This is a genomic window from Alcaligenes faecalis (assembly GCF_002443155.1).
In the GTDB taxonomy this organism is placed as follows: Bacteria; Pseudomonadota; Gammaproteobacteria; order Burkholderiales; family Burkholderiaceae_B; genus Alcaligenes; species Alcaligenes faecalis.
On the sequence record NZ_CP023667.1, the window covers coordinates 1,959,346 to 1,979,547 of the forward strand.

Below are 20,202 nucleotides of genomic sequence, written 5' to 3' on the forward strand. Positions count from 1 at the left end.
CTTCACATTTTATACGATTGAAGCATGTGAAGCCGGTTCGGATACCGGGGATAAACCCTTTAGAAACGAGCTAAATCATGTTTTTTTCAGGCCGTTTCACCAAAACGCAATCCGCTTAGCTCATAGAGCAAATCGTAGGGATTGCTGGCGGGAATATCAAACTGCTCGGGGTAATCCACCCCAGCCAGATACAGGCCACTGGCATCGAAAGTCGGGGCCGACAAGCGGCGATCGCGCTGTGCCAATAAATGCAGCACCCAATCAGGCGGCTGACGGCCTTGGCCGATATAAATCAGCATGCCCATCAGATTGCGAATCATGTGATGCAAAAAGGCATTGGCGCTGAAACGGAACAGGAAAAAATCGCCCTGCTGTTCAATCCGGATCTGCGACATGGTGCGCACCGGACTGGCCGCCTGACATTGCGAAGAACGAAATGCACTGAAGTCGTGCTCGCCCACCAAATGCCGGGCAGCCTCTTGCATCAGGGCCAGGTCCAAAGGACGAAACACCCAGGCCACTCGGCCATGCAATAAGGGGGACCGCACCCGGTGCTGACGCAGTAGATACACGTAGTGACGACCTTGGGCCGAGAAGCGGGCATGAAAATCATCCGGCACTTCGCGCGCCCATTGCACGGCAACGGAGTCCGGCAGCAAGGCGTTCAAGCCGCGCACCCACGACTCCAGGCTGCGCTCGGCAGCCGTGTCCAGATGAACTACTTGATTGAGGGCATGAACGCCGGTGTCGGTGCGACCGGCGCAGATCGTAGAAACAGGCTGGGCCGTAAAACGGCCCAGTGCCTGCTCCAGAACATCTTGAACGGTGTTGCCACCGGCCTGACTTTGCCAACCCAGCCAGGGCGTCCCTTCATAGCAGACACCCAATGCAATACGTCTCATGGTGGGTTTGCCTTACTGACGAACGGGAGGCTCGTCCGAAGGCGGCTGATCCAGGTCCAGATTGATTTTTTCCAGTTTTTCCCGAACCATCGCTTCGCTGACAGGTGCAGGAGAATCATCGCCATGGCGATTTTCGGTATTGGCGCGGCGCAAGACCCAGGTCACCAGGACCACAATCAATGCCAGTACCACGGCCATCACGGCCAACATATGTTCTTGAATCCAGGACACGGTCTTTTTTGCCTTGTTAACTGCACCGGCCATCTTGCCCTGCTCGGGCTCGGATGGCACGGAAATCGCTCCTGCCACTGCGGCAGAAGAAGCGGCGCCTGAAGCGCCAGAATGAGTATTACCATTGGCAGCATCGCTGCCGGAGTCGCTCAGCCCCAGCTCTTGAGCTGAATCCAGGACGAGATCTTTAGCGGCCTCGCCCTGGGACTGCAAGGCCCGGCCCAGGGTAGAGACGTTCTCTTCCAGTTGCGAGACACGATCGCCCGTTTCGCGCAGTTCGTGCTGCAATTGCTGCTTGGCGTCACGGGCCTCGGCCCCTGCCGACAAGAGCAAACGATCCTGACCTTGTGCCTGAGCACCCGATTCGCTGGAGCCGTTTTGCGCCACACCTTGGGAAGCATCGGACTGATCCTGCCCTGCTTGCGCAGCGGAGCGCAAGGCCTGGGCCTGGTCAATATAGAAACGGCGTGCCTGGGCATCGTCTACGGATAACATGGCCGCCGCATCAGGAATCTGTAGGGTTTGGCCTGCCTTCAGGCGGTGCATGTTCTGGTCGATGAAGGCATTCGGATTCTGCTTCTGAACCGCCATCATCCACTGATAGGAACTGACACCATCCACCGCATGGCGACGTGCCAAGGCATGCAAGGTATCACCCGATTTCACGCGTACTGCGCTTTGGGCCTGCACCTTGGAGGCTGTGCTCGAAGGGGAAACCTGCACCGACACGGGCGCCTGACGGCCTGCTTGTGGCTGCGTCACTGCTTTAACGGCCACAGGAGCCGGAGCCAGCACACTGACCTGATGCAAGAACTGCCCGCTATCACTTTGAATCTGCAAGAGCACGTCGGCCACCGAGCCCGAGAACATCTGCTCGGAGGACAGCCGAATGCGCCGTACTTGCCCCTGCCCGTCCCGGTCGATCACGGCCTTCAAGGAGTCCAGATCCACCGGAGGGGTCAAGCCAGCCTGTTGCCAGGCCGACAAGGGAGCGGGTGTCACCCTCAGGGACAGGCTTTCTTCAGGGCTGATCTGTCGTATGCCCACATCCAGCTTGAAAATCTGATTAGGAGCCGACACCAAACGACTATGGCCGATTTCCAAAGCGGAAACCGGCGCAGCCGCCAGCATCCCGGCCACTAGCAGGGCCGAACCCAGCGTACGTACAGGATGCAGACGGCCAGCCATGATTAGAGCTCGCCCAAAGCGATGCGCAGCATGCGGCGCAGCGGTTCGGCAGCGCCCCACAGCAACTGGTCACCAACCGTGAAGGCGCTCAGGTACTCGGGACCCATGTTCAACTTGCGCAGACGGCCCACTGGGATGTCCAGCGTGCCGGTGACGGCAACCGGAGTCAGCGCTTCTACCGTGGCTTGACGTTCGTTAGGCACAACCTTGGCCCATTTGGAACCTTCAGCCAGGATGTCGGTGATCTCGTCCAGCGGAACATCGCGAGTCAGCTTGATGGTCAAGGCCTGGCTATGGCAGCGCATGGCACCAATACGCACGCACAAACCGTCGATAGGAATGTGCTTGTCCTGTGCGCCACGGCCCAGGATCTTGTTGGTTTCCACGCCTGCTTTCCACTCTTCGCGCGTCATGCCATTGCCCAGATCGGAGTCGATCCAGGGGATCAGGCTGCCGCCCAGCGGCACGCCGAAGTTTTTCTGAGGCAGGTTGGGATCGCGTTGTGTCTGCAAGACACCGCGGTCGATATCCAGAATGGCCGATGCAGGATCGTCCAGCAGGCTGGAGACGGACTGATTGATCAGACCGAACTGAGTCAGCAGTTCGCGCATGTGCTGTGCGCCACCGCCGGAAGCGGCCTGGTACGTCATGCTGGTCATCCACTCAACCAGGTTCTGGTTGAACAGACCACCCAGACCCATCAGCATGCAGCTAACCGTACAGTTGCCGCCAATGAACTGCTTGCCACCTTTGGCCAGTGCAGCATCAATAACAGGACGGTTGATCGGGTCCAGCACGATCACGGAGTTTTCATCCATGCGCAGCGTGCTGGCCGCGTCAATCCACAAACCGTTCCAGCCAGCGGCACGCAGCTTGGGGTAGATCTGGCTTGTGTAATCTCCACCTTGGGCGGTCACAATAATTGGCAACTTTTTCAAGGCGTCAATATCGTGGGCGTCCTGCAATGGGCCAGCACCGTCAGCCCACGAAGGAGCTGCGCCGCCAGCATTGCTAGTCGAGAAAAACACCGGCTGAAAAAGGGAGAAATCGCCTTCGTCGCGCATGCGCTGCATGAGCACGGAGCCCACCATCCCACGCCAGCCGACCAAACCTACCGCTTGAGTCATGGTAATACCACCTGGATATATAAAAAAATAAAACGATAAAAGATACTATCGCAAAGCCTTGAGCACTGCATCCCCCATAGCACTGGTGCTCAGCAATTGGCAACCGTCTTCGTAGATGTCGCCGGTACGCAAACCTTGTTCGAGCACGCTGGCAACCGCCGCTTCGATACGTTTGGCCTGGTCTTCTGCATTGAGCGAGTAGCGCAGCAACATGGCAGCGGACAAAATGGTGGCCAAAGGATTGGCCTTGTCCTGACCGGCGATATCGGGTGCCGAGCCGTGGCTGGGTTCGTACAAACCTTGCTGGGATGCGTTCAGAGATGCCGAGGGCAACATGCCAATGGAGCCTGTCAACATGGCCGCTTCATCCGATAGGATATCGCCAAACAGGTTGCCTGTGACAATCACGTCAAATTCTTTTGGTGCGCGCACCAATTGCATGGCGGCATTGTCGACGTACATGTGGCTCAATTCCACGTCCGGATACTCACGGGCCACATCAATCATGATGTCACGCCAGAACTGGGATGTTTCCAGCACATTGGACTTGTCCACGCTGCACAAGCGTTTTTGACGTTTTTGTGCGGCCTGGAAACCCACGTGGGCAATACGGCGCACTTCGCTTTCGGCGTAGTGCATGGTGTCAAAGCCCTGACGCTCGCCCGCGAAGTTACCCTCTTCCACGGTACGCACGCCACGCGGCTGGCCGAAGTAAATGTCGCCGGTCAGTTCACGCACGATCAGGATATCCAGACCGGACACGACTTCAGGTTTCAGGGTGGAGGCGTTGGCCAATTGTGGGTACAGAATGGCGGGACGCAGATTGGCGAACAGACCCATGGCACGACGCAAACCCAAAATGGCTTGCTCGGGACGCAGATGACGCTCCAGAGAGTCGTATTTCCAGTCACCCACGGCGCCGAACAACACGGCGTCGGAGCCTTGAGCCAGGCTCAAGGTTTCGGGTGGCAGGGGGTGGCCGTGCAAATCGTAAGCGGCGCCACCCACCGGAGCCACGGCCATTTCCAGGTCCATGCCCAGGGCGCCCAGCACGCGCTGAGCCTGTTCGGTAATCTCGGGACCGATGCCATCACCGGGCAATACTGCGATTTTATGAGTCATGATGAATAGGACGTAAAAATTAGGAAGTAAGTGTGAAGAACTCCGGCCAACTGGCCGGAGCATCTTGGCCGCCTAGGAAGGCAGCAACAGCATGGCTTCTACAAAACCTGCACCTATGCTCAAGGTTGCCCAACCAGCCAAGGGTGGCGGGCCAGACGCTCGGCTTCGTATTGACGGATCATGTCCGCTTTCTGCAAGGTCAGGCCAATTTCATCCAGACCATTCAAGAGGCTGTGCTTGCGCGAGGCATCAATGGTGAACGGCAGTTCACGACCTTCAGGTGTAATGACGCGCTGCTCGGCCAGATCAATACGCAGCTTGTAACCGGGGAAGGCTTTGACTTCATCAAACAGGCGGGCAATATCCAGCTCGTTCAGGACAATGGGCAACAAGCCGTTCTTGAAGCTGTTGTTGAAGAAAATATCCGCAAAAGACGGCGCGATAATGGCGCGAAAGCCATACTGCATCAAGGCCCAGGGAGCGTGCTCGCGGCTGGAGCCACAGCCAAAGTTCTTGCGTGCCAACAGCACGGAAGCGCCCTGGTAGCGGTCCTGGTTCAGCACAAAGTCCGGGTTCAGCGGACGGCGGGAATTGTCCATGCCGGGCTCGCCGTGGTCCAGATAGCGCAATTCATCAAACAAGTTGGGACCGAAGCCGGTGCGCTTGATGGATTTGAGGAACTGTTTGGGGATGATCAAGTCCGTATCCACGTTCTCCCGATCCAAGGGAGCGACCAGACCTTCATGAGTAGTAAATGCTTGCATGGTGTGGATTTCCTCAGTTGAACGAACGCACGTCGACAAAATGGCCGGCAATGGCGGCGGCGGCCGCCATGGCTGGGCTGACCAGGTGGGTACGACCACCCTGCCCCTGACGTCCTTCAAAGTTACGGTTGGAGGTCGAAGCGCAACGCTCGCCCGGCTCCAGACGGTCGGCGTTCATGGCCAGACACATGGAACAACCAGGCTCACGCCATTCAAAACCGGCATTCAGGAAAATCTTGTCCAGACCCTCTTGCTCGGCCTGACGTTTCACCAGACCAGAGCCGGGAACAATCATGGCCTGCTTGACGTTGGAAGCGACTTTGCGACCTTTGGCCACGCTGGCGGCCGCACGCAAGTCTTCAATACGGGCATTGGTACAGGAGCCGATGAACACGCGGTCGATACGGATATCGGTCAAGGGCATATTGGGCGTCAGGCCCATGTATTCCAAGGCACGCTCCATGCCATTGCGGGCAACTTCGTCTTTTTCTTTCTCTGGATCGGGTACACGGCTGTCAATAGGCAGCACCATTTCTGGCGAGGTACCCCAGGTCAGTTGAGGGGTGATCTGGCTGGCGTCGATGCGGATCACGCGGTCAAACTCGGCACCTTCGTCAGTGTGCAAGGTGTTCCAGTAAGCCACGGCCTGATCCCACAACACGCCTTTGGGCGAGTAAGGACGGCCACGCAGGTACTGAATGGTTTGCTCGTCCACAGCAACCATGCCCGAACGTGCCCCGGCTTCAATCGCCATATTGCACACGGTCATGCGGCCTTCCATGCTCAAGGCGCGAATCGCCGAGCCGCCGAACTCAATGGCGTAGCCCGTACCACCAGCAGTACCGATCTGACCGATCACGTACAGGATCAAGTCCTTGGCGGTACAGCCAAAAGGCAGCTTGCCGTCTACCTGGATCAGCATGCTTTTGCTTTTCTTCATCAGCAAGGTCTGGGTGGCCAGCGTGTGCTCGACTTCCGAAGTACCAATACCAAAGGCCAAAGCGCCCACGGCACCGTGCGTGCTGGTGTGGGAGTCACCACAAACCACGGTCATGCCGGGCAAGGTCGCCCCCTGCTCGGGGCCCACAATGTGCACAATGCCCTGACGCACATCGTTCATGCGGAACTCGGTAATGCCAAATTCTTCGCAGTTGGCGTCCAGGGTATCAACCTGCAGACGCGAGATCGGGTCTGCAATACCGTTCTGGCGGGAGGTGGTGGGAACGTTGTGGTCCGCCACAGCCAGGTTGGCACTGATGCGCCAAGGCTTGCGGCCGGCCAGTGTCAGACCTTCAAAGGCCTGGGGGCTGGTCACTTCATGCAGCAAGTGGCGATCAATGTAGATCAAACAGGTGCCATCCGTGTCCTGATGCACGACGTGTTCGTCGAACAACTTATCGTATAAGGTTTTTGCCATTGCGCTCTCGCGATTCAGTTAAGACTACAACCCGTACAGAACGGGCTGCACATAAATTTTTTCTTATTATGACAGGCGCAGTAACTGGGACAAGGCCAGTCACTATCCTAGTATTGAAACTACTAGGATAGTTGAACGAAAAAGCCAAAAGGGCCGAACCACACGGAGTAACGACATAAATCCGCAATCTAATGACCGAATCACGGACACAGCGCTCACCAAGCACGTCGCACAGCTCGATAGCTTAATAACAAATCAAATGAGGATGGCCTGTCTTAATGATTGCTGAAAACGGCAATAGCTGCGCTCAAGCGCCGAACCCAATCATCTGCCATGCGTTGATCCCTGATATTGGCAAAGCCCATCAACAGCCCCTTATGCTCGGCAGGCGGCATTTGCCAATCACTCAGTGCCTGTACCGCCAAACCTTTTGCCTGCGCCGCTTTGGCCAGAACCCGGTCATCTTCAGCCTGCTTCAGATTGGCGAGCACATGAATGCCCCCTGCCTGGCTTTGTATCTGCAAACGCTCTCCCAAGGTCTGCTCCAGCGCCTCTACCAACCAGGCACGTCGTTGCGCATATAAGGTCCGCATCTTGCGCAGGTGCCGCGCAAAATAGCCCTGCTCCATGAAGTCCGCCACCGTGGCCTGCGTCAGGATGGACCCCGGCCCGCCTGAATAATGAGCCGCCTGTTGGAAGCGCCCCACCTGAGACAGTGGTGCGACCAGGTACGCCAGACGCAAGCCGGGATTCAGGACCTTGCTGAAGGTGCCGGTATAGATCACCCTATCGTCCCTATCCAGGCTTTTCAGGGCCGGCAAAGGACGACCGTGGTAGCGAAACTCACTGTCGTAATCGTCCTCTACAATCCAGGCCTGCTGCTGTCTGGCCCAATCCAGCAACTGAAAGCGTCTGGGCAGAGCCATGGCCATGCCCATAGGACTTTGATGGGTGGGTGTCACGATGGCGAAACGTGCCTGTGGGCAGTGCTGCTGCCCGGCGATAATGTCCAGACCTTCCTCATCCAGCGGCACCGCATACGCCTGCATACCCGCCTGTTTCAGAAACTGGCGGGCAAAGATATAGCCGGGGTTTTCATACCAGCCCGCCTCTCCCGAATTCAGAACGCTACGACACACCAGTTCCAGCGCCCCCCAATAGCCCGCCGTCACAAACACCTGCTCGGGCAGACACGCTATGCCACGTGACACGCCCAAATAAGCCGCAATGGCCCTCCGCAGCGGTGCATAGCCCGCCGGATCGGGATAACGCATTGCCAAGGCCCCCAGGGCACGCTGATTCTGATTGGCCAACCGTGTCCAGGTCTTGCGCGGAAAGGCGTCCAAAGCAGGCAAACCCATTTGAAACGGCAAAGGTGGAGCGTGCTCGGCGGGCACATAGGGCGAGGAGCGCTGGGGAGAAGCCGGCACACTGGTGTATCGCTTGGCCTCCAGCCGGTCTAACTGTGGTGACACTACCGTTCCTGCCGGCCCTCGGGCTAGAAAGTAGCCTTCACCCAGCAGGATTTGATAGGCCTGCTCGACCGTACCCTTGGCCACGTTCAGCTCACTGGCCAGGCTGCGCACGGATGGCACTCGGTCGCCGGGGCGCAGTTGGCCCGCGGCTATCGCATCCCGAAAGCGCTCGTACAGCTGTTGATAAATAGGAATGCCTGGTTCCCGGCTGGGTTTCCAGTGGCGTAGATCCATACCTATGTCCTGGTCATTAATTGATTTCTTGCCCCTGATGACCAGGACATTACTCATGGATAATCAACAAGTAAAGCAGGCAGCCCGGCTAGATGATCAGACTGCGACAAACCCTGAATCACGCACAGTCACAAAACGAAAGGCTGCCCTCCCCCCCGTCTTACTTTAGATTGGATACGCCATGAGTACACTTCGCCTTCCCTACGACACCCTGTCCCCAAAAGCCTACCAAGGTCTGCTGCAAACGAAGCTGGCTTTGGACAAAAGCAGCCTGGGCAAAGAATTTATTGAGCTGGTTAATTTACGTATTTCGCAAATCAACGGCTGCTCCTTCTGCCTGGAAATGCACGCTGCATCCTTGCGCAGCTCGGGTGTGGCCAATGCCAAGATAGACAGCCTGCCAGGCTGGCGTGTCAGCGCGCATTTTGACGAACGCGAGCGTGCAGCCTTGGAATGGACGGAATCCGTGGTGGATATTGCTCACACCCATGCACCCGACGAGCACTTCGAGCCTTTGAAAGCGCATTTCAGTGATGCAGAAATTTCGGACCTGACCTTTGCAATTGCCTTGATGAGCGCCTTCAACCGCCTGGCTATCAGCATGCGCAAGTGAGCGTGAGTGATGATTCTGCAGCGGCAAGAAACAAGAACCCCGCACCAGAAGTCAATCTTCAGACGGAATAAGACCGTTCAGCTGCAACACTGAACGGTCGGCTTATTTGCCAACAATCCTGCCTTTACCGCAGGCCGTGCCGCAATCACATCAAGCGACCACTGAATTAGCCATGCAATAACCCCCGAAGCTTGGAATAATGTCCAAGTTCCGGGGGGGCAGTTCAGGGGTGGCTCCCCAATCTGCAGGAATGCGTTTACTTCAGATCGGCCTTCAGGGTTTCCAGGGCCCCTACGGCGCACGCTTCGTCCAGGTGGCCGCCAGGCGCACCGCCCACGCCGATGGCGCCTATCGTGTCATTGCCGACCTTGACCGGCACGCCGCCGCCCAGCAGCAAAAAGCCCTGGATATCACCCAGATTGGCGGCGCCAGCATTTTTCTGCGAACCCTCCAGCATGGCGCTGGTCAGGCTGCGAGCCGAAGCGGACGTGTAGGCCTTGTCGATGCTGGCATTAACCGTATGCGGACCGGCCTGGTCGGCACGCTGGAACGCACGCAGTACGCCGGCGCGGTCAACCACAGCCGCCGACACGTTGTAACCTTTGGCCGAACATTGCTTGGCGGTTTCGGCAGCCAGACGATTAGCCAGATCCAGGGAGATGTTTTTTTCGGTCAGCACACCCTGGGCCTGGGCGGCGCCAGCGGCGAACAACAACGCCATCAAAAGGGAAGAGCGCAACATAGCAGTAATCTCCATTTATCAGTTCCGACAACATTGTCGGCATGGAAAAACTATACTTGCGCCGCCCGAACGGGACTATTCGGACGCTTACCCTCGCCTCTACGTAGTTTTACGGAGAGGCACTCACCAAGCTGGCGTAATGCCGAATCAGGTGGGCCAGGTTATCGACCTGCAGTTTGGCAAACAAGTTTGCGCGATGCGTTTCAACCGTACGGGGCGACAGCGCCAACGCCCGACCAATCTCCTTATTGGTCAGGCCCTCGACAATCAGCGCCAGCACCTCGCGCTCACGCTCGGACAAACTGGTGTAACGCTCGCGCACCCACTGATCGGCCGCAAGCCGCTCGCGGCGATGCACATGCTGGCGCACAGCCTGCTGAACCGTATCCAGCAGCACATCGTCACTGACCGGCTTTTCCAGAAACTCGATAGCCCCCGCCTTGAAGGCGCGCCGACACATGTCCACTGTGCCGTGCCCGGTCAACAAAATGATGGGCTGATCCACGCCTTGCTCGACCAAGGTATCAAGCAAGGTCAATCCACTGATGCCGGGCATGCGCACATCCAGAATCAAGGCCCCGATAGACTGCCGATCGAAAGACTCCAGAAACTGTTGTGGGTCCGCCCAAGTCTGCACGCGTAACCCTACCGTGCTGATCAATAAGGACAGGCTTTGACGCACGGCGGCATCATCGTCCAGCAGATGGATCAAGGGCGACAGGCCAGAGCCATTTTCGGTCGGGTTCATGATGATTCTTCATCCACGAGTTGAAGTTCCAGCGCAAACACGGCTCCCCCCATGGGGTCGTTGAACGCCGTCAAGCCGCCACCCATGGCCTGAGCCAGTGACTCGCTCAGGCTCAGGCCCAGACCCAGGCCATCGGAACGCGTCGTGAAGAAGGGCTCGAACACACGATCCAGATGCTGCGGGTCGATTCCCGGACCGTTATCACGCACGGTCAATTCCACGCGCCCTGCTCGCAGCAGCACCTCCAGCCAGATACGCGGATTGCTGGTCCGGGCGGCGCCCAAAGCGGATACGGCATTATTGAGCAGATTATGGATGATTTGTCCGAGCGCCACGGGATCACCGACGACAACGACATCGTGTGGAGGAAGACGTTTTTCCAGGGTAATGCCCTGTCGCTCCAGCTCCGGCATCAACAAGTGCACAGACTCGCCCAGCACCTGCGTCAAGGACACCGGGCGGCACTGCTCAGCCAGACCGCTTTCACGCAAACTGTGCCGCAGACGCGTCAGGACGCTGGCCGCGCGCTTGATCTGTTCTACCGAATGCGTCATGGCCTCGCGCGCCGGCTCCAGGTCGGGGGGATCTTCCTGCAAGAGCCGCAGGCTGGCTTGTGTATTGGCCAGCACGGAGGTCAAAGGCTGATTCAATTCATGCGCCAGACCCGCAGCCATTTCGCCGAGCGCATTCAATCGGGCCACCTGACCGATACGCAGCAGCCCCTGAGCGCGCAAGGTCTGTTCACGTTGCTTGCGCACATAGATGACCAGCCCCACCAGCAGGGCGCTGGCCAGGGCGAACAAGGCTGCCTGCCCCCAAGGCAAGTCGGCATAGCTCACAACGCGACGCGTGTTGAATTGAAAGGGCTGGCTGGTGGAAGCCAGCGTCTTGCCCGACTGGAATACCACAGGCCCGGCATGGTCCAATCCTGGACTGATCACCCATTGTTGATCCTGCCACTCCAGCACCACACGCACTGGACTGCCATTACGCTGAAAAGGCCATTCGTCCCAGGCGATGGCGGCATTCAAATCCAGTTGCACGGCAAAGCTGGCCGGGTGCGCCGCCACCAGCAGAACATAGCGCCCCTGCGCCAGCCGCACATCCGTCAACACGGCACGCTCGGCCTCTAGAGACTGCAACTGCGCCTGCTGCCATTGAGGATTGGCCCACGCGGCATCGCTCTCTTGGCGATAAATCGCCATGACCTGAGGAAACATGGCTTCCAACGTTCCCAGACGCTCAATGCGCTGCACGGGCGGCTGCAACAGGGCGAGCATCTGCAAAATGGCGTCCTGCTGGGCCAAACGCTGGCCCAGCAGCCGGTAGGCTATATTGCTTTGCACCGTAAATGCTTCCTGCTGCCGCGCCAGTTCAGCGCGCGTCAACATGATGGCGCCAGTCAAAGACAGGCCGAGCCAAATCAAAAAACCATATAGAAAGGTACGATGGCGCGATTTCATGGATGCAGTTTGAGGATGGAAGGCAATCAGATAACCAAGCCGACTGGTCAAAAAAACCAGGCTTTCTTATATTAAACAATGCCGCTACCCGGCACCGTTGTGACCGGCAAGGTCTGGATCTTCAAGACTCGGTATCCAAAAATCAGCCTCTCACGGCTTGGCCGCCTGCTGATACAAAGGCATGACCCGCTCCGAGATCGCCTGCAAATCCGCAATGCGGGTCGAGGAAGCCGGGTGAGTAGACAGGAATTCCGGCTGACTTCTGCCCTGCTCCAAGGCGCCCATCTTTTGCCACAAGCTCACCGCCGCACGCGGGTCGTAGCCAGCACGCGCAGCCAGCTCAACCCCGATCAGATCGGCCTCGGACTCATGGGTACGGCTATTGGGCAGCTCAAACATCACTTCGCTCAGCGTACCGCCCAGATCATTCACAGCTTGCACGCCGGTCAGGGCGGACAAAACAGTCAAGCCGAAAGACGTCGCCATTTTCTGGGAAACCTGCTCACGCGAATGCTCGCGCAAGGCGTGGGCCATTTCATGGCCAATCACGGCAGCCAGTTCTGCATCAGTCGGCTGAATCCGTTTGATCAAGCCACTGTAAACCGCCATCTTGCCACCCGGCATGCACCAGGCATTGACCTCGTCCTGATTGATGAGGTGAACTTCCCAGTTCCAGGAGCGGGCGTCGGCCCGGAAAACACCGACTTGCTCAATCAAGCGTTGTGCAATGGTTTTAACCCGACGAGTCTGGGCCGCATCCGTATCCAGCGCTTTTTGCTGACGCGCCTGAGACAGCACCTGAGCATAGTTCTGGGCGGCCGCCTGATTCAGCTCGGCCTCGGACACCAGATTGGAAATGAATTGTTTACGCTCGACCCCTACCGACCCGCTTTCTGTCGTCTGTACCGTGGCACAGCCCGTCATGGCCAGGATTGAAACCACCGCCAAAAAGCGTTTTCCTTTCGCAATACCTTTCATGCTCAGCTCCAAGAAACAAACCTGACAAGAAAATGAAGTGCTAGGTTCCTGCGCAAACCCTCACATTCAGACACCGCACTGCGAGCGATGACGCAGACAATGATCCATCAGCACAATCGCCAGCAAGGCTTCGGCAATCGGCGTGGCACGGATACCCACGCAAGGATCATGACGACCCAGGGTCTGAACCTCAACCGCTTCACCGGCACGGTTAACGGAAGGACGCATGGTGCGGATGCTGGCGGTAGGCTTGATCGCCAGGGAAACCGTCACGGTCTGCCCCGAGGAAATCCCGCCCAGTACGCCACCGGCCTGATTGGTCTTGAAACCGTCCGGATACAGCGCATCACCGTGCTCCGAGCCTTTTTGCGTAATGCAGTCAAAGCCAGCGCCAATCGACACGCCCTTAACAGCATTCAAACCCATCATGGCGTGGGCGATATCGGCATCCAGTCGGTCATAAATAGGCTCGCCCCAACCAGCAGGCACGCCTTCGGCCACGACTTCAATGCGGGCACCAATGGATTCGCCTTCTTTGCGCAGCTCATCCATATAGGCTTCCAGCTGCGGCACTACGTCCAGATCCGGCGCGTAAAAGGGATTCTGCTCGACCACATCCCAGCTTTTGAAAGGAATGGCGATGGGGCCCAGCTGGCTCATATAGCCGCGAATCTTCACACCGAAGTGTTCGGCCAGCCACTTCTTGGCTATCGCACCGGCCGCCACGGTAGGCGCGGTCAGGCGAGCCGAAGAACGGCCACCGCCACGCGGGTCGCGGTTCTCGAACTTCTTCCAGTAGGTATAGTCGGCATGACCGGGACGGAAGGTATCCAGCAAATTGCCGTAATCCTTGCTACGCGCATCGGAATTGCGAATCAGCAGGCTAATGGGCGTGCCCGTGGTACGGCCTTCGTAAATGCCGGACAGGATTTCCACCTGATCGGGCTCACGGCGCTGAGTCACGTGGCGCGACGTACCAGGACGGCGGCGATCCAGTTCAAACTGAATATCCTGTTCAGACAGCTCCAGGCCCGGAGGGCAGCCGTCGATCACTGCGCCAATCGCTGGACCATGAGATTCGCCGTAATTCGTGACGCGGAAGCTTTTACCTAGAGTATTGCCGGACATAGAGAGAGTGAACGCAAAGAAATGAGGAAAAATAAAAGACAGGCACGATTATGGCATTGTTCCCGAATCCGGACATGCCCTGGACCGCGCCCGATCTTTTAGGAAGAACAACTGACTGCCAGCTCCGCGCTACCTTCAGGAGGCGGCATGGCATAGGCCTCAAAACCGGCCCGCTCGGTGTAAGGGTCGCGCAGCAACATCAGCAAGGTGTCGATTTCGCTGGCGTCATCCTTGGCAGCGGCCTGTATGGCCTGCTCGGCCAAGTGGTTACGCAATACATACAAGGGGTTGACGCGATTCATGGCATCGCGCTGCTCAGGCGTGTCGGAACCGTCCAGCTTCAGACGCTGGCTATAGGCCTGCCACCAGGCCTGGGCCTGATCTTCAGAACCTTCAAACAGGCTCAAGAAAACCTCGGGCGCCTTGCTGGCGTGGGCCAGAGCACGGAAAGACAAGGTGAAATCTGCCCCGCTGTTGTGCAGCAAGCGCCACCAGTCATCGACCAGTTGCGCATCATCTGCTTGCCAGGTACGCAGGCCGAACTTGGCCTGCAAATTGGCGTGATAGCGCTTCAGAAAACTGGCTTCAAACGTCTGCAAACGCTCTTTTACCGCATCGACGTCCGGATCCAGCACCATCAAGGCGCTGGCCAGGCGGTACAGGTTCCAATGCACAATCGCAGGCTGTGCATTCCAGGCGTAACGACCTTGATTGTCGCTGTGATTGCAGACGTGATTCACACGGAATCGGTCCATGAAGCCGTACGGGCCGTAATCAATAGTCAGGCCCAGAATGGACATATTGTCGGTATTCATGACACCGTGGCAAAAACCTACGGTTTGCCAGTCGGCTACCATCTCGGCGCTGCGGTGGGTGACTTCCTGCAAGAAGCGGCAGACGCGCTCCTGCTCCGAATCGCCTTCGACCAGCAGTTCCGGGTAGAACTCGCGCAGCACATAATCCAGCAACTCTCGCACACGCGTGGCGTCGTTGGCCCAATGCTCAAAGGAGCCAAAGCGCACGAAGCTGGGGGCAACACGTGTCACAATCGCGCCGGTTTCCACGGTTTCCCGGTACACAGGTGTATCCGAGGTAACCAGGGCCAAGGCCCGGCTGGTGGCAATGCCCAAACCAGCCATGGCCTCGCTGGCCAGATATTCGCGCACACTGGAACGCAGCACGGCGCGGCCATCCCCCATACGGGAGTACGGGGTTTTACCGGCGCCCTTCAGCTGCAATTCCTGCGGGCCCGTGGGGGTATCGATTTGCCCCAGCAAATGCGCACGGCCATCGCCCAACTGCCCTGCCCAGACACCGAACTGATGACCACTGTATACAGCCGACACAGTCAGGCCACCCGGCAAGGGGGCCTGGCCGCTGACCACATCCAGAAATTCCTGTTCCCCCAAACGGGAGACATCCAGGCCCAGTTGCGCCGCCAATTCCTTATTGACGTGCAGCAGGCGGGAATTGGCCAGGGGTTGTGGCGGAACCGCCGTATGGAAAGCCGACGGCAAATCCGCAAAATGGTGACTGATGGCCAGGCCATCGAACAAGCTGGACATACAGACCCCCTTAGGCCGATTTGGCGGCTTTGGCAGCCTCGGCTTTTTCGGCCTTGCTGCGCTGCTTGGCCGCTTTCTTGGCTGGCCAAAGATAAAAAATGGCGCAGAAGTAATAAATCAGGGACAAGACAATTTCTGCAATCGCCCAAGGCAACACTTCTGCCACCGGATCCGACCACGCACGCATGACCCCTTCTGCGAAATACAGCAGAATCATCATGGACGTCCATTGCAGGGTATATAAATTGCCCTTGAGCACGCTGCGCAAGGGCAGCACCAGAGGAATCACTTTCAGCACCAGCCAGGAGCCGCCGGGTTTCAAGGGCGCAAAATGAAGCTCCCAGGCCAGGCACAAAGCAATCAAGGCGACCAAAGCCAGGGCCGCCACTCGATGAAGTATGGGGTTTAAAGGTTCATGCATGCTGTTATTATCACCTGAACCCTGTCGAAAAGCAGCGCCCGCCTCATCAAACCGCTATGAAAAACGACGAGAACTTCCCTATGCCCTCTGAGCAAGCTGAGCAAACAGACTTGAACCCAGGCAACACCGATCCTGTCTCGCCGCAGGAGCCCTCGCCCGCCCCCACCGCCAAGCATCACTTTTTAAGTGTGGCGCGCTTTGCCATCAAGCGGGTGGCTGAAAAAGATCTGATGAAGGTGGCCTCCAGCCTGACCTACACCACGATCCTGGCCATTGTGCCCATGCTGACCGTGGTGCTGGCCCTGTTCACCGCTTTCCCCCTGTTTCAGGAGTTTGAAAGTGCGCTGGAAGGGTTTTTGACCCGTAATCTGATGCCCGAGGTGGTATCAGAAAACATCATGCTGTATCTGAACCAGTTTGCCGCCAAAGCCTCCGGCCTGACGGCGGTGGGCAGCTTGTTCCTGATTGTCACGTCCATCATGCTGATCATGACCATTGACGAGACCTTCAACAATATTTTCCAGGTACACGTACAACGGCCACTGGGGCAACGCCTGCTGGTGTACTGGGCCATTATTTCGCTGGGCCCGATTCTGACGGGTGCCAGCCTGTGGGCCACAACCATTCTGGCCAGGGAGTCCTTAGGTTATATCGGCGACTTGTCCGGCATAGTGACCTTCGCCCTGTCTTACGTCCCCTTCCTGTTTACCGCCCTGGGGCTGACGGCGCTGTTCATGTACGTGCCCAACCGCCGCGTATGGTGGCGCGACGCCCTGATCGGCGGGGTAGTCACGGCCGCCTTGCTGGAGCTGATGAAAGCCGGTTTCGCCTTCTACCTGACGCGCTTTCCCACCTATACGATTATCTATGGTGCCTTTGCCATCCTGCCGATCTTCCTGCTGTGGATTTATATCTCCTGGCTGATCGTCCTGCTGGGCGCCTCCATGGTGGCGATTCTGCCCGACTGGCGTGGCCGCAACTGGGTCAAGACCAATGTGCCCGGCATCGCCTTTACTGATGCCGTGAACCTGCTCTACCAGCTGTGGCTGAACCGTCAGAACCCGCAGGGACTGAGCGTACGTGAACTCAGCCACAAGCTGGAACGCGACCCGGACGAGCTGTACGGCATTTTATGCAAGCTCAAGTCCATGGGGCTGATTGCTGATACCCAGCAAGACAATGACGAACAGTGGGTACTGAGTTGCGATCTGCGTCAGGTCAGCCTGAAACAACTTACCAAAGCATTTCTGCTGGACCGCGCCCATACCCACGAGGGTCCGCTAGAATATGTATTCAATTATCTTTCTCAGTTTTTCGATCAGCGACTATCCAATCTGGAAGAACTGTTTGAGTCGCCACAAGGCATTCTGACAGGACAACCAGCCATACTAAACGCCGATCCCGGTCAGGAGACCCAGTATGCTAAAAGTCAGTGAAATCCTGCGTGTCAAGGGAGACACGCTTTATACAGGCACCCCCGAAATGACCGTCGAAAAAGCGGTACAGAGCATGAGCGAGCTGGATATTGGTTCGCTGGTGATCATGGAGCATGGTCAGTTGGTTGGTATGTTGACCTTTCGCGAGATCATTCGCCACTGGCACGCCCAGGGTGACAAAGCCCAGGGCTTTACCGTGCGCAGCATCATGGATGACGCCCCCGTCAGCGTCACTCCCAACACCAGCGCCGACGAAGTGCAGCGCCTGATGCTGAACAACCACGCACGCTATATGCCCGTAATGGACGGTCCGGTGCTGATGGGGGTTATTTCCTTCTTTGATATGGCGCGCGCCATTGTTCACGCCCAGCAGTTCGAGAACAATATGCTCAAAGCCTATATCCGCGACTGGCCTACCGATTCCGAGCAAGCCAGCGCGCCCTGATCCACCCGCATCCTGCCGTCTTTACTGACGGCGCTGCAATTCTTCCCAGGCCTGCGCAAGCAGGCCTGGATCGTTTTTGGCCAGCCAAGTGTGATCGGACAAGGTACGACGCCACTGTCGTGCGCCCTTCTTGCCGTGCGGCCAGCCCAGCATGCTTTTAATCACAATACGCAGCGGCACACCGGCCTGCACATGAGGGCGGGCGTAGGCAATCATCTGCTCGACCACCGAGTCTTCATCCAGCAGCACATCCTCGGGCCACAGGCGGCGGTGAATATCGCTCAAGACCGCCGGGGTATGCCAGGCGGCGCGACCGAGCATTACGCCATCGAACTGCTCTTCCAACTCGACAGCCTGATCGGTCTCGTGAATGCCGCCATTCAAGATGAACAGTGCTTCGGGGAAATCCTTTTTCAACTGCATGGCCATGTCATAACGCAAAGGCGGGATTTCCCGGTTGTCCTTGGGCGACAAGCCTTTCAAGACTGCATTGCGAGCATGAACGGTAAAAACACGACACCCGGACTCGAACAGAAGCCCCACAAAATCCCGCACAAAATCATAGGACTCGTTGTAATCCAGCCCCAGCCTGTGCTTTACCGTCACGGGCACGGACACCGCATCCTGCATGGCTTTCACGCAGTCAGCCACCAATTGCGGCTCATTCATCAAACAGGCACCGAAAGCACCCTTTTGAACCCGCTCCGAGGGGCAACCGCAGTTCAGATTAATTTCGTCGTAACCCCACTTTTCACCGGCCAGAGCGCTGGTAACCAAGGCATCCCGGTCGCTGCCCCCCAGTTGCAAGGCCACCGGATGCTCTGCCTGATCAAAATCCAGATGACGTGCCTGATCACCGTGCGTCAATGCGCCCGTGGTGATCATTTCAGTAAACAGCAAGGCGCGCGGCGCCAGCAGACGATGAAAAAAGCGGCTGTGGCGGTCAGTCACGTCAATCATGGGCGCCACACTCAAACGCCACATCTGGCTGTCCGGCATCACAAAAGTAGTCATAAACAGGGAGCAAATCGCCTGATTGCAGGCTTGGTGAAAAAGGGAAAACACCCATTTTAATGGTTTCAGCCGACCACTGGATGAAGATAAAGCGCGGTAAATCGCCGCAAGGCTCCAAAAAGCGGGCGCACTGGTCTAAAATCGGCCGTTTGACATACTTGCGCGCCTGATAGTGCGCCAACAACCGGACCCTCACTGAAAGCATGGCTGTTTTTACTTCTGTCAGCGAACTTGACGCCCGCGAACTGCTGGAACAATACACAATTGGCGAATTTGTTTCCTTACGTGGCATTACCGCCGGCATTGAAAACACCAATTACTTTCTGAGCACCACCCAGGGCGAGTACGTTCTGACGTTGTTTGAAGTCCTGACGCTGGACCAACTGCCCTTCTACATCGAGCTGATGCACCACCTGGCCGCCAAAGGTGTGCCGGTGCCCGAGCCCATGACCCGCCGCGATGGCAAACGCATCTGTGTCATGCACGGCAAGCCTTGCTCGATTGTGACGCGCCTGCGTGGTGGTTACGAGCCCGAGCCTACGGTTGAACACTGCCGCCAGATCGCCCGCACCCAGGCCCAGGCTCACCTGGCCGCTCAGGACTTTCCCCTGGAGCAACCCAATCTGCGCGGCCTGAGCTGGTGGCAAGCCACCGTTCCCCAGGTTCTGCCTTTCCTGGATGCGAGCCAGTCCGAGCTGATCCAGACCGTTCTGCAAGAACAAAGCAGCTTTGCCGACAGCGACACCTATCGCTCCTTGCCTCAAGGCCCGGCCCACTGCGACCTGTTCCGCGACAACGTGCTGTTTGCCGGCACCTCCGAAGCGCCCCAGATGGGCGGCATCATCGACTTTTACTTTGCCGGTTGCGACACCTGGCTGTTTGACGTGGCCGTGGCCGTGAACGACTGGTGTATCGACCGCCTGAGCGGTGCCCTGAATCTGGAAAAAGCCCAGGCCTGGCTGGAATCCTACGCCCAGGTGCGCCCCTTTACCGAAGCCGAACACAGCGCCTGGCCTATACTGATCCAGGCCGCCGCGCTGCGCTTCTGGATCTCGCGCCTGTACGACTTTTATCTGCCCCGCCCCGCTCAAACTCTGAAGCCGCACGACCCGCGGCACTTTGAGCGTGTGCTGCGCCAGCGTCGCGACCATGCTGTACCGGCGCTCCCTCGATAAATACGGATACTGAC

The 20,202-nt window shown here is 57.7% G+C and carries 19 protein-coding genes; 4 read left to right on the forward strand and 15 right to left on the reverse strand.

Annotated features, from left to right (window positions below; translation table 11 throughout):
* Positions 1-86 precede the first annotated feature (86 nt).
* The 7 genes from truA to pdxR form a co-directional block, all read right to left on the reverse strand.
* The gene (truA, locus tag CPY64_RS09145) at positions 87-902 is read right to left on the reverse strand and encodes a tRNA pseudouridine(38-40) synthase TruA (RefSeq protein ID WP_042481025.1); all 816 of its coding nucleotides are present in this window, start codon (positions 900-902) and stop codon (positions 87-89) included.
* Positions 903-914: 12 nt separating this feature from the next.
* Positions 915-2,321, reverse strand: a complete 1,407-nt coding sequence (locus CPY64_RS09150) for a type IV pilus assembly protein FimV (RefSeq protein ID WP_042481026.1) — start codon at positions 2,319-2,321, stop codon at positions 915-917.
* Between the two features lie 2 nt (positions 2,322-2,323).
* Complete coding sequence (gene asd, locus CPY64_RS09155; RefSeq protein ID WP_042481031.1) at positions 2,324-3,448, reverse strand: aspartate-semialdehyde dehydrogenase; 1,125 nt, start codon at positions 3,446-3,448, stop codon at positions 2,324-2,326.
* A gap of 45 nt (positions 3,449-3,493) precedes the next feature.
* On the reverse strand, positions 3,494-4,570 hold the full coding sequence (leuB, locus tag CPY64_RS09160) for a 3-isopropylmalate dehydrogenase (RefSeq protein ID WP_042481035.1): 1,077 nt from the start codon (positions 4,568-4,570) through the stop codon (positions 3,494-3,496).
* A 119-nt stretch (positions 4,571-4,689) separates the two neighbouring features.
* Positions 4,690-5,334: a 3-isopropylmalate dehydratase small subunit gene (gene leuD, locus CPY64_RS09165; protein ID WP_009462149.1), complete on the reverse strand. Its 645-nt coding sequence runs from the start codon at positions 5,332-5,334 to the stop codon at positions 4,690-4,692.
* A 13-nt stretch (positions 5,335-5,347) separates the two neighbouring features.
* The gene (leuC, locus tag CPY64_RS09170; protein ID WP_026483367.1) at positions 5,348-6,751 is read right to left on the reverse strand and encodes a 3-isopropylmalate dehydratase large subunit; all 1,404 of its coding nucleotides are present in this window, start codon (positions 6,749-6,751) and stop codon (positions 5,348-5,350) included.
* 275 nt (positions 6,752-7,026) lie between these two features.
* Positions 7,027-8,460: a MocR-like pyridoxine biosynthesis transcription factor PdxR gene (gene pdxR, locus CPY64_RS09175; RefSeq protein ID WP_042481040.1), complete on the reverse strand. Its 1,434-nt coding sequence runs from the start codon at positions 8,458-8,460 to the stop codon at positions 7,027-7,029.
* Between the two features lie 181 nt (positions 8,461-8,641).
* Here pdxR and CPY64_RS09180 point away from each other — a divergent pair, with 181 nt between their 5' ends.
* The gene (locus CPY64_RS09180; RefSeq protein ID WP_042481043.1) at positions 8,642-9,073 is read left to right on the forward strand and encodes a carboxymuconolactone decarboxylase family protein; all 432 of its coding nucleotides are present in this window, start codon (positions 8,642-8,644) and stop codon (positions 9,071-9,073) included.
* A 256-nt stretch (positions 9,074-9,329) separates the two neighbouring features.
* Here the strand turns inward: CPY64_RS09180 and CPY64_RS09185 are convergent, their stop codons facing one another.
* The 7 genes from CPY64_RS09185 to CPY64_RS09215 all read right to left on the reverse strand — a co-directional run bounded on the left by CPY64_RS09185 (position 9,330) and on the right by CPY64_RS09215 (position 16,118).
* On the reverse strand, positions 9,330-9,830 hold the full coding sequence (locus CPY64_RS09185) for a GlcG/HbpS family heme-binding protein (protein ID WP_171902898.1): 501 nt from the start codon (positions 9,828-9,830) through the stop codon (positions 9,330-9,332).
* 94 nt (positions 9,831-9,924) lie between these two features.
* The gene (locus CPY64_RS09190) at positions 9,925-10,563 is read right to left on the reverse strand and encodes a response regulator transcription factor (protein WP_042481046.1); all 639 of its coding nucleotides are present in this window, start codon (positions 10,561-10,563) and stop codon (positions 9,925-9,927) included.
* Positions 10,560-11,954 (reverse strand): sensor histidine kinase, encoded by a 1,395-nt coding sequence (locus CPY64_RS09195; RefSeq protein ID WP_162178857.1) that lies wholly within the window; start codon positions 11,952-11,954, stop codon positions 10,560-10,562. Before CPY64_RS09195 ends, CPY64_RS09190 begins: the two co-directional genes overlap by 4 nt.
* 222 nt (positions 11,955-12,176) lie before the next feature.
* On the reverse strand, positions 12,177-13,004 hold the full coding sequence (locus CPY64_RS09200) for a M48 family metallopeptidase (protein ID WP_042481049.1): 828 nt from the start codon (positions 13,002-13,004) through the stop codon (positions 12,177-12,179).
* A 66-nt stretch (positions 13,005-13,070) separates the two neighbouring features.
* Complete coding sequence (aroC, locus tag CPY64_RS09205; protein WP_042481051.1) at positions 13,071-14,132, reverse strand: chorismate synthase; 1,062 nt, start codon at positions 14,130-14,132, stop codon at positions 13,071-13,073.
* Between the two features lie 98 nt (positions 14,133-14,230).
* Complete coding sequence (locus CPY64_RS09210; RefSeq protein ID WP_042481054.1) at positions 14,231-15,697, reverse strand: protein adenylyltransferase SelO; 1,467 nt, start codon at positions 15,695-15,697, stop codon at positions 14,231-14,233.
* A 10-nt stretch (positions 15,698-15,707) separates the two neighbouring features.
* Entirely contained in the window at positions 15,708-16,118 is a 411-nt protein-coding gene (locus tag CPY64_RS09215; protein WP_035274661.1) for a DUF2069 domain-containing protein, read from the reverse strand.
* A 56-nt stretch (positions 16,119-16,174) separates the two neighbouring features.
* On the opposite strand from CPY64_RS09215, the gene CPY64_RS09220 reads away from it, so the two are divergent.
* Positions 16,175-17,554 carry a YihY family inner membrane protein gene (locus CPY64_RS09220; protein WP_052362867.1) on the forward strand — a complete coding sequence of 460 codons (1,380 nt, stop codon included), beginning with the start codon at positions 16,175-16,177 and terminating at the stop codon, positions 17,552-17,554.
* The gene (locus CPY64_RS09225; protein ID WP_042481058.1) at positions 17,538-17,999 is read left to right on the forward strand and encodes a CBS domain-containing protein; all 462 of its coding nucleotides are present in this window, start codon (positions 17,538-17,540) and stop codon (positions 17,997-17,999) included. The genes CPY64_RS09220 and CPY64_RS09225 overlap by 17 nt, the downstream gene beginning before the upstream one ends.
* Before the next feature lie 21 nt (positions 18,000-18,020).
* Here CPY64_RS09225 and dusA read toward each other — a convergent pair whose 3' ends face one another.
* Positions 18,021-19,013: a tRNA dihydrouridine(20/20a) synthase DusA gene (gene dusA, locus CPY64_RS09230; RefSeq protein ID WP_223254045.1), complete on the reverse strand. Its 993-nt coding sequence runs from the start codon at positions 19,011-19,013 to the stop codon at positions 18,021-18,023.
* Positions 19,014-19,216: 203 nt separating this feature from the next.
* On the opposite strand from dusA, the gene CPY64_RS09235 reads away from it, so the two are divergent.
* Positions 19,217-20,188 (forward strand): homoserine kinase, encoded by a 972-nt coding sequence (locus CPY64_RS09235; RefSeq protein WP_042481060.1) that lies wholly within the window; start codon positions 19,217-19,219, stop codon positions 20,186-20,188.
* Positions 20,189-20,202: the final 14 nt, after the last annotated feature.

Excerpts from the sequence above, each read along its gene's own strand:
- CPY64_RS09225 (WP_042481058.1), top strand. The coding sequence starts at position 17,538 with ATGCTAAAAGTCAGTGAAATCCTGCGTGTCAAGGGAGACACGCTTTAT.
- asd (WP_042481031.1), bottom strand. The coding sequence starts at position 3,448 with ATGACTCAAGCGGTAGGTTTGGTCGGCTGGCGTGGGATGGTGGGCTCC.
- CPY64_RS09185 (WP_171902898.1), bottom strand. The coding sequence starts at position 9,830 with ATGGAGATTACTGCTATGTTGCGCTCTTCCCTTTTGATGGCGTTGTTG.
- pdxR (WP_042481040.1), bottom strand. The coding sequence starts at position 8,460 with ATGGATCTACGCCACTGGAAACCCAGCCGGGAACCAGGCATTCCTATT.
- CPY64_RS09150 (WP_042481026.1), bottom strand. The coding sequence starts at position 2,321 with ATGGCTGGCCGTCTGCATCCTGTACGTACGCTGGGTTCGGCCCTGCTA.
- CPY64_RS09210 (WP_042481054.1), bottom strand. The coding sequence starts at position 15,697 with ATGTCCAGCTTGTTCGATGGCCTGGCCATCAGTCACCATTTTGCGGAT.
- CPY64_RS09180 (WP_042481043.1), top strand. The coding sequence starts at position 8,642 with ATGAGTACACTTCGCCTTCCCTACGACACCCTGTCCCCAAAAGCCTAC.
- CPY64_RS09200 (WP_042481049.1), bottom strand. The coding sequence starts at position 13,004 with ATGAAAGGTATTGCGAAAGGAAAACGCTTTTTGGCGGTGGTTTCAATC.
- CPY64_RS09220 (WP_052362867.1), top strand. The coding sequence starts at position 16,175 with ATGAAAAACGACGAGAACTTCCCTATGCCCTCTGAGCAAGCTGAGCAA.
- leuC (WP_026483367.1), bottom strand. The coding sequence starts at position 6,751 with ATGGCAAAAACCTTATACGATAAGTTGTTCGACGAACACGTCGTGCAT.
- truA (WP_042481025.1), bottom strand. The coding sequence starts at position 902 with ATGAGACGTATTGCATTGGGTGTCTGCTATGAAGGGACGCCCTGGCTG.
- leuB (WP_042481035.1), bottom strand. The coding sequence starts at position 4,570 with ATGACTCATAAAATCGCAGTATTGCCCGGTGATGGCATCGGTCCCGAG.
- CPY64_RS09195 (WP_162178857.1), bottom strand. The coding sequence starts at position 11,954 with ATGTTGACGCGCGCTGAACTGGCGCGGCAGCAGGAAGCATTTACGGTG.
- CPY64_RS09215 (WP_035274661.1), bottom strand. The coding sequence starts at position 16,118 with ATGCATGAACCTTTAAACCCCATACTTCATCGAGTGGCGGCCCTGGCT.
- CPY64_RS09190 (WP_042481046.1), bottom strand. The coding sequence starts at position 10,563 with ATGAACCCGACCGAAAATGGCTCTGGCCTGTCGCCCTTGATCCATCTG.
- leuD (WP_009462149.1), bottom strand. The coding sequence starts at position 5,334 with ATGCAAGCATTTACTACTCATGAAGGTCTGGTCGCTCCCTTGGATCGG.
- aroC (WP_042481051.1), bottom strand. The coding sequence starts at position 14,132 with ATGTCCGGCAATACTCTAGGTAAAAGCTTCCGCGTCACGAATTACGGC.
- dusA (WP_223254045.1), bottom strand. The coding sequence starts at position 19,013 with ATGACTACTTTTGTGATGCCGGACAGCCAGATGTGGCGTTTGAGTGTG.
- CPY64_RS09235 (WP_042481060.1), top strand. The coding sequence starts at position 19,217 with ATGGCTGTTTTTACTTCTGTCAGCGAACTTGACGCCCGCGAACTGCTG.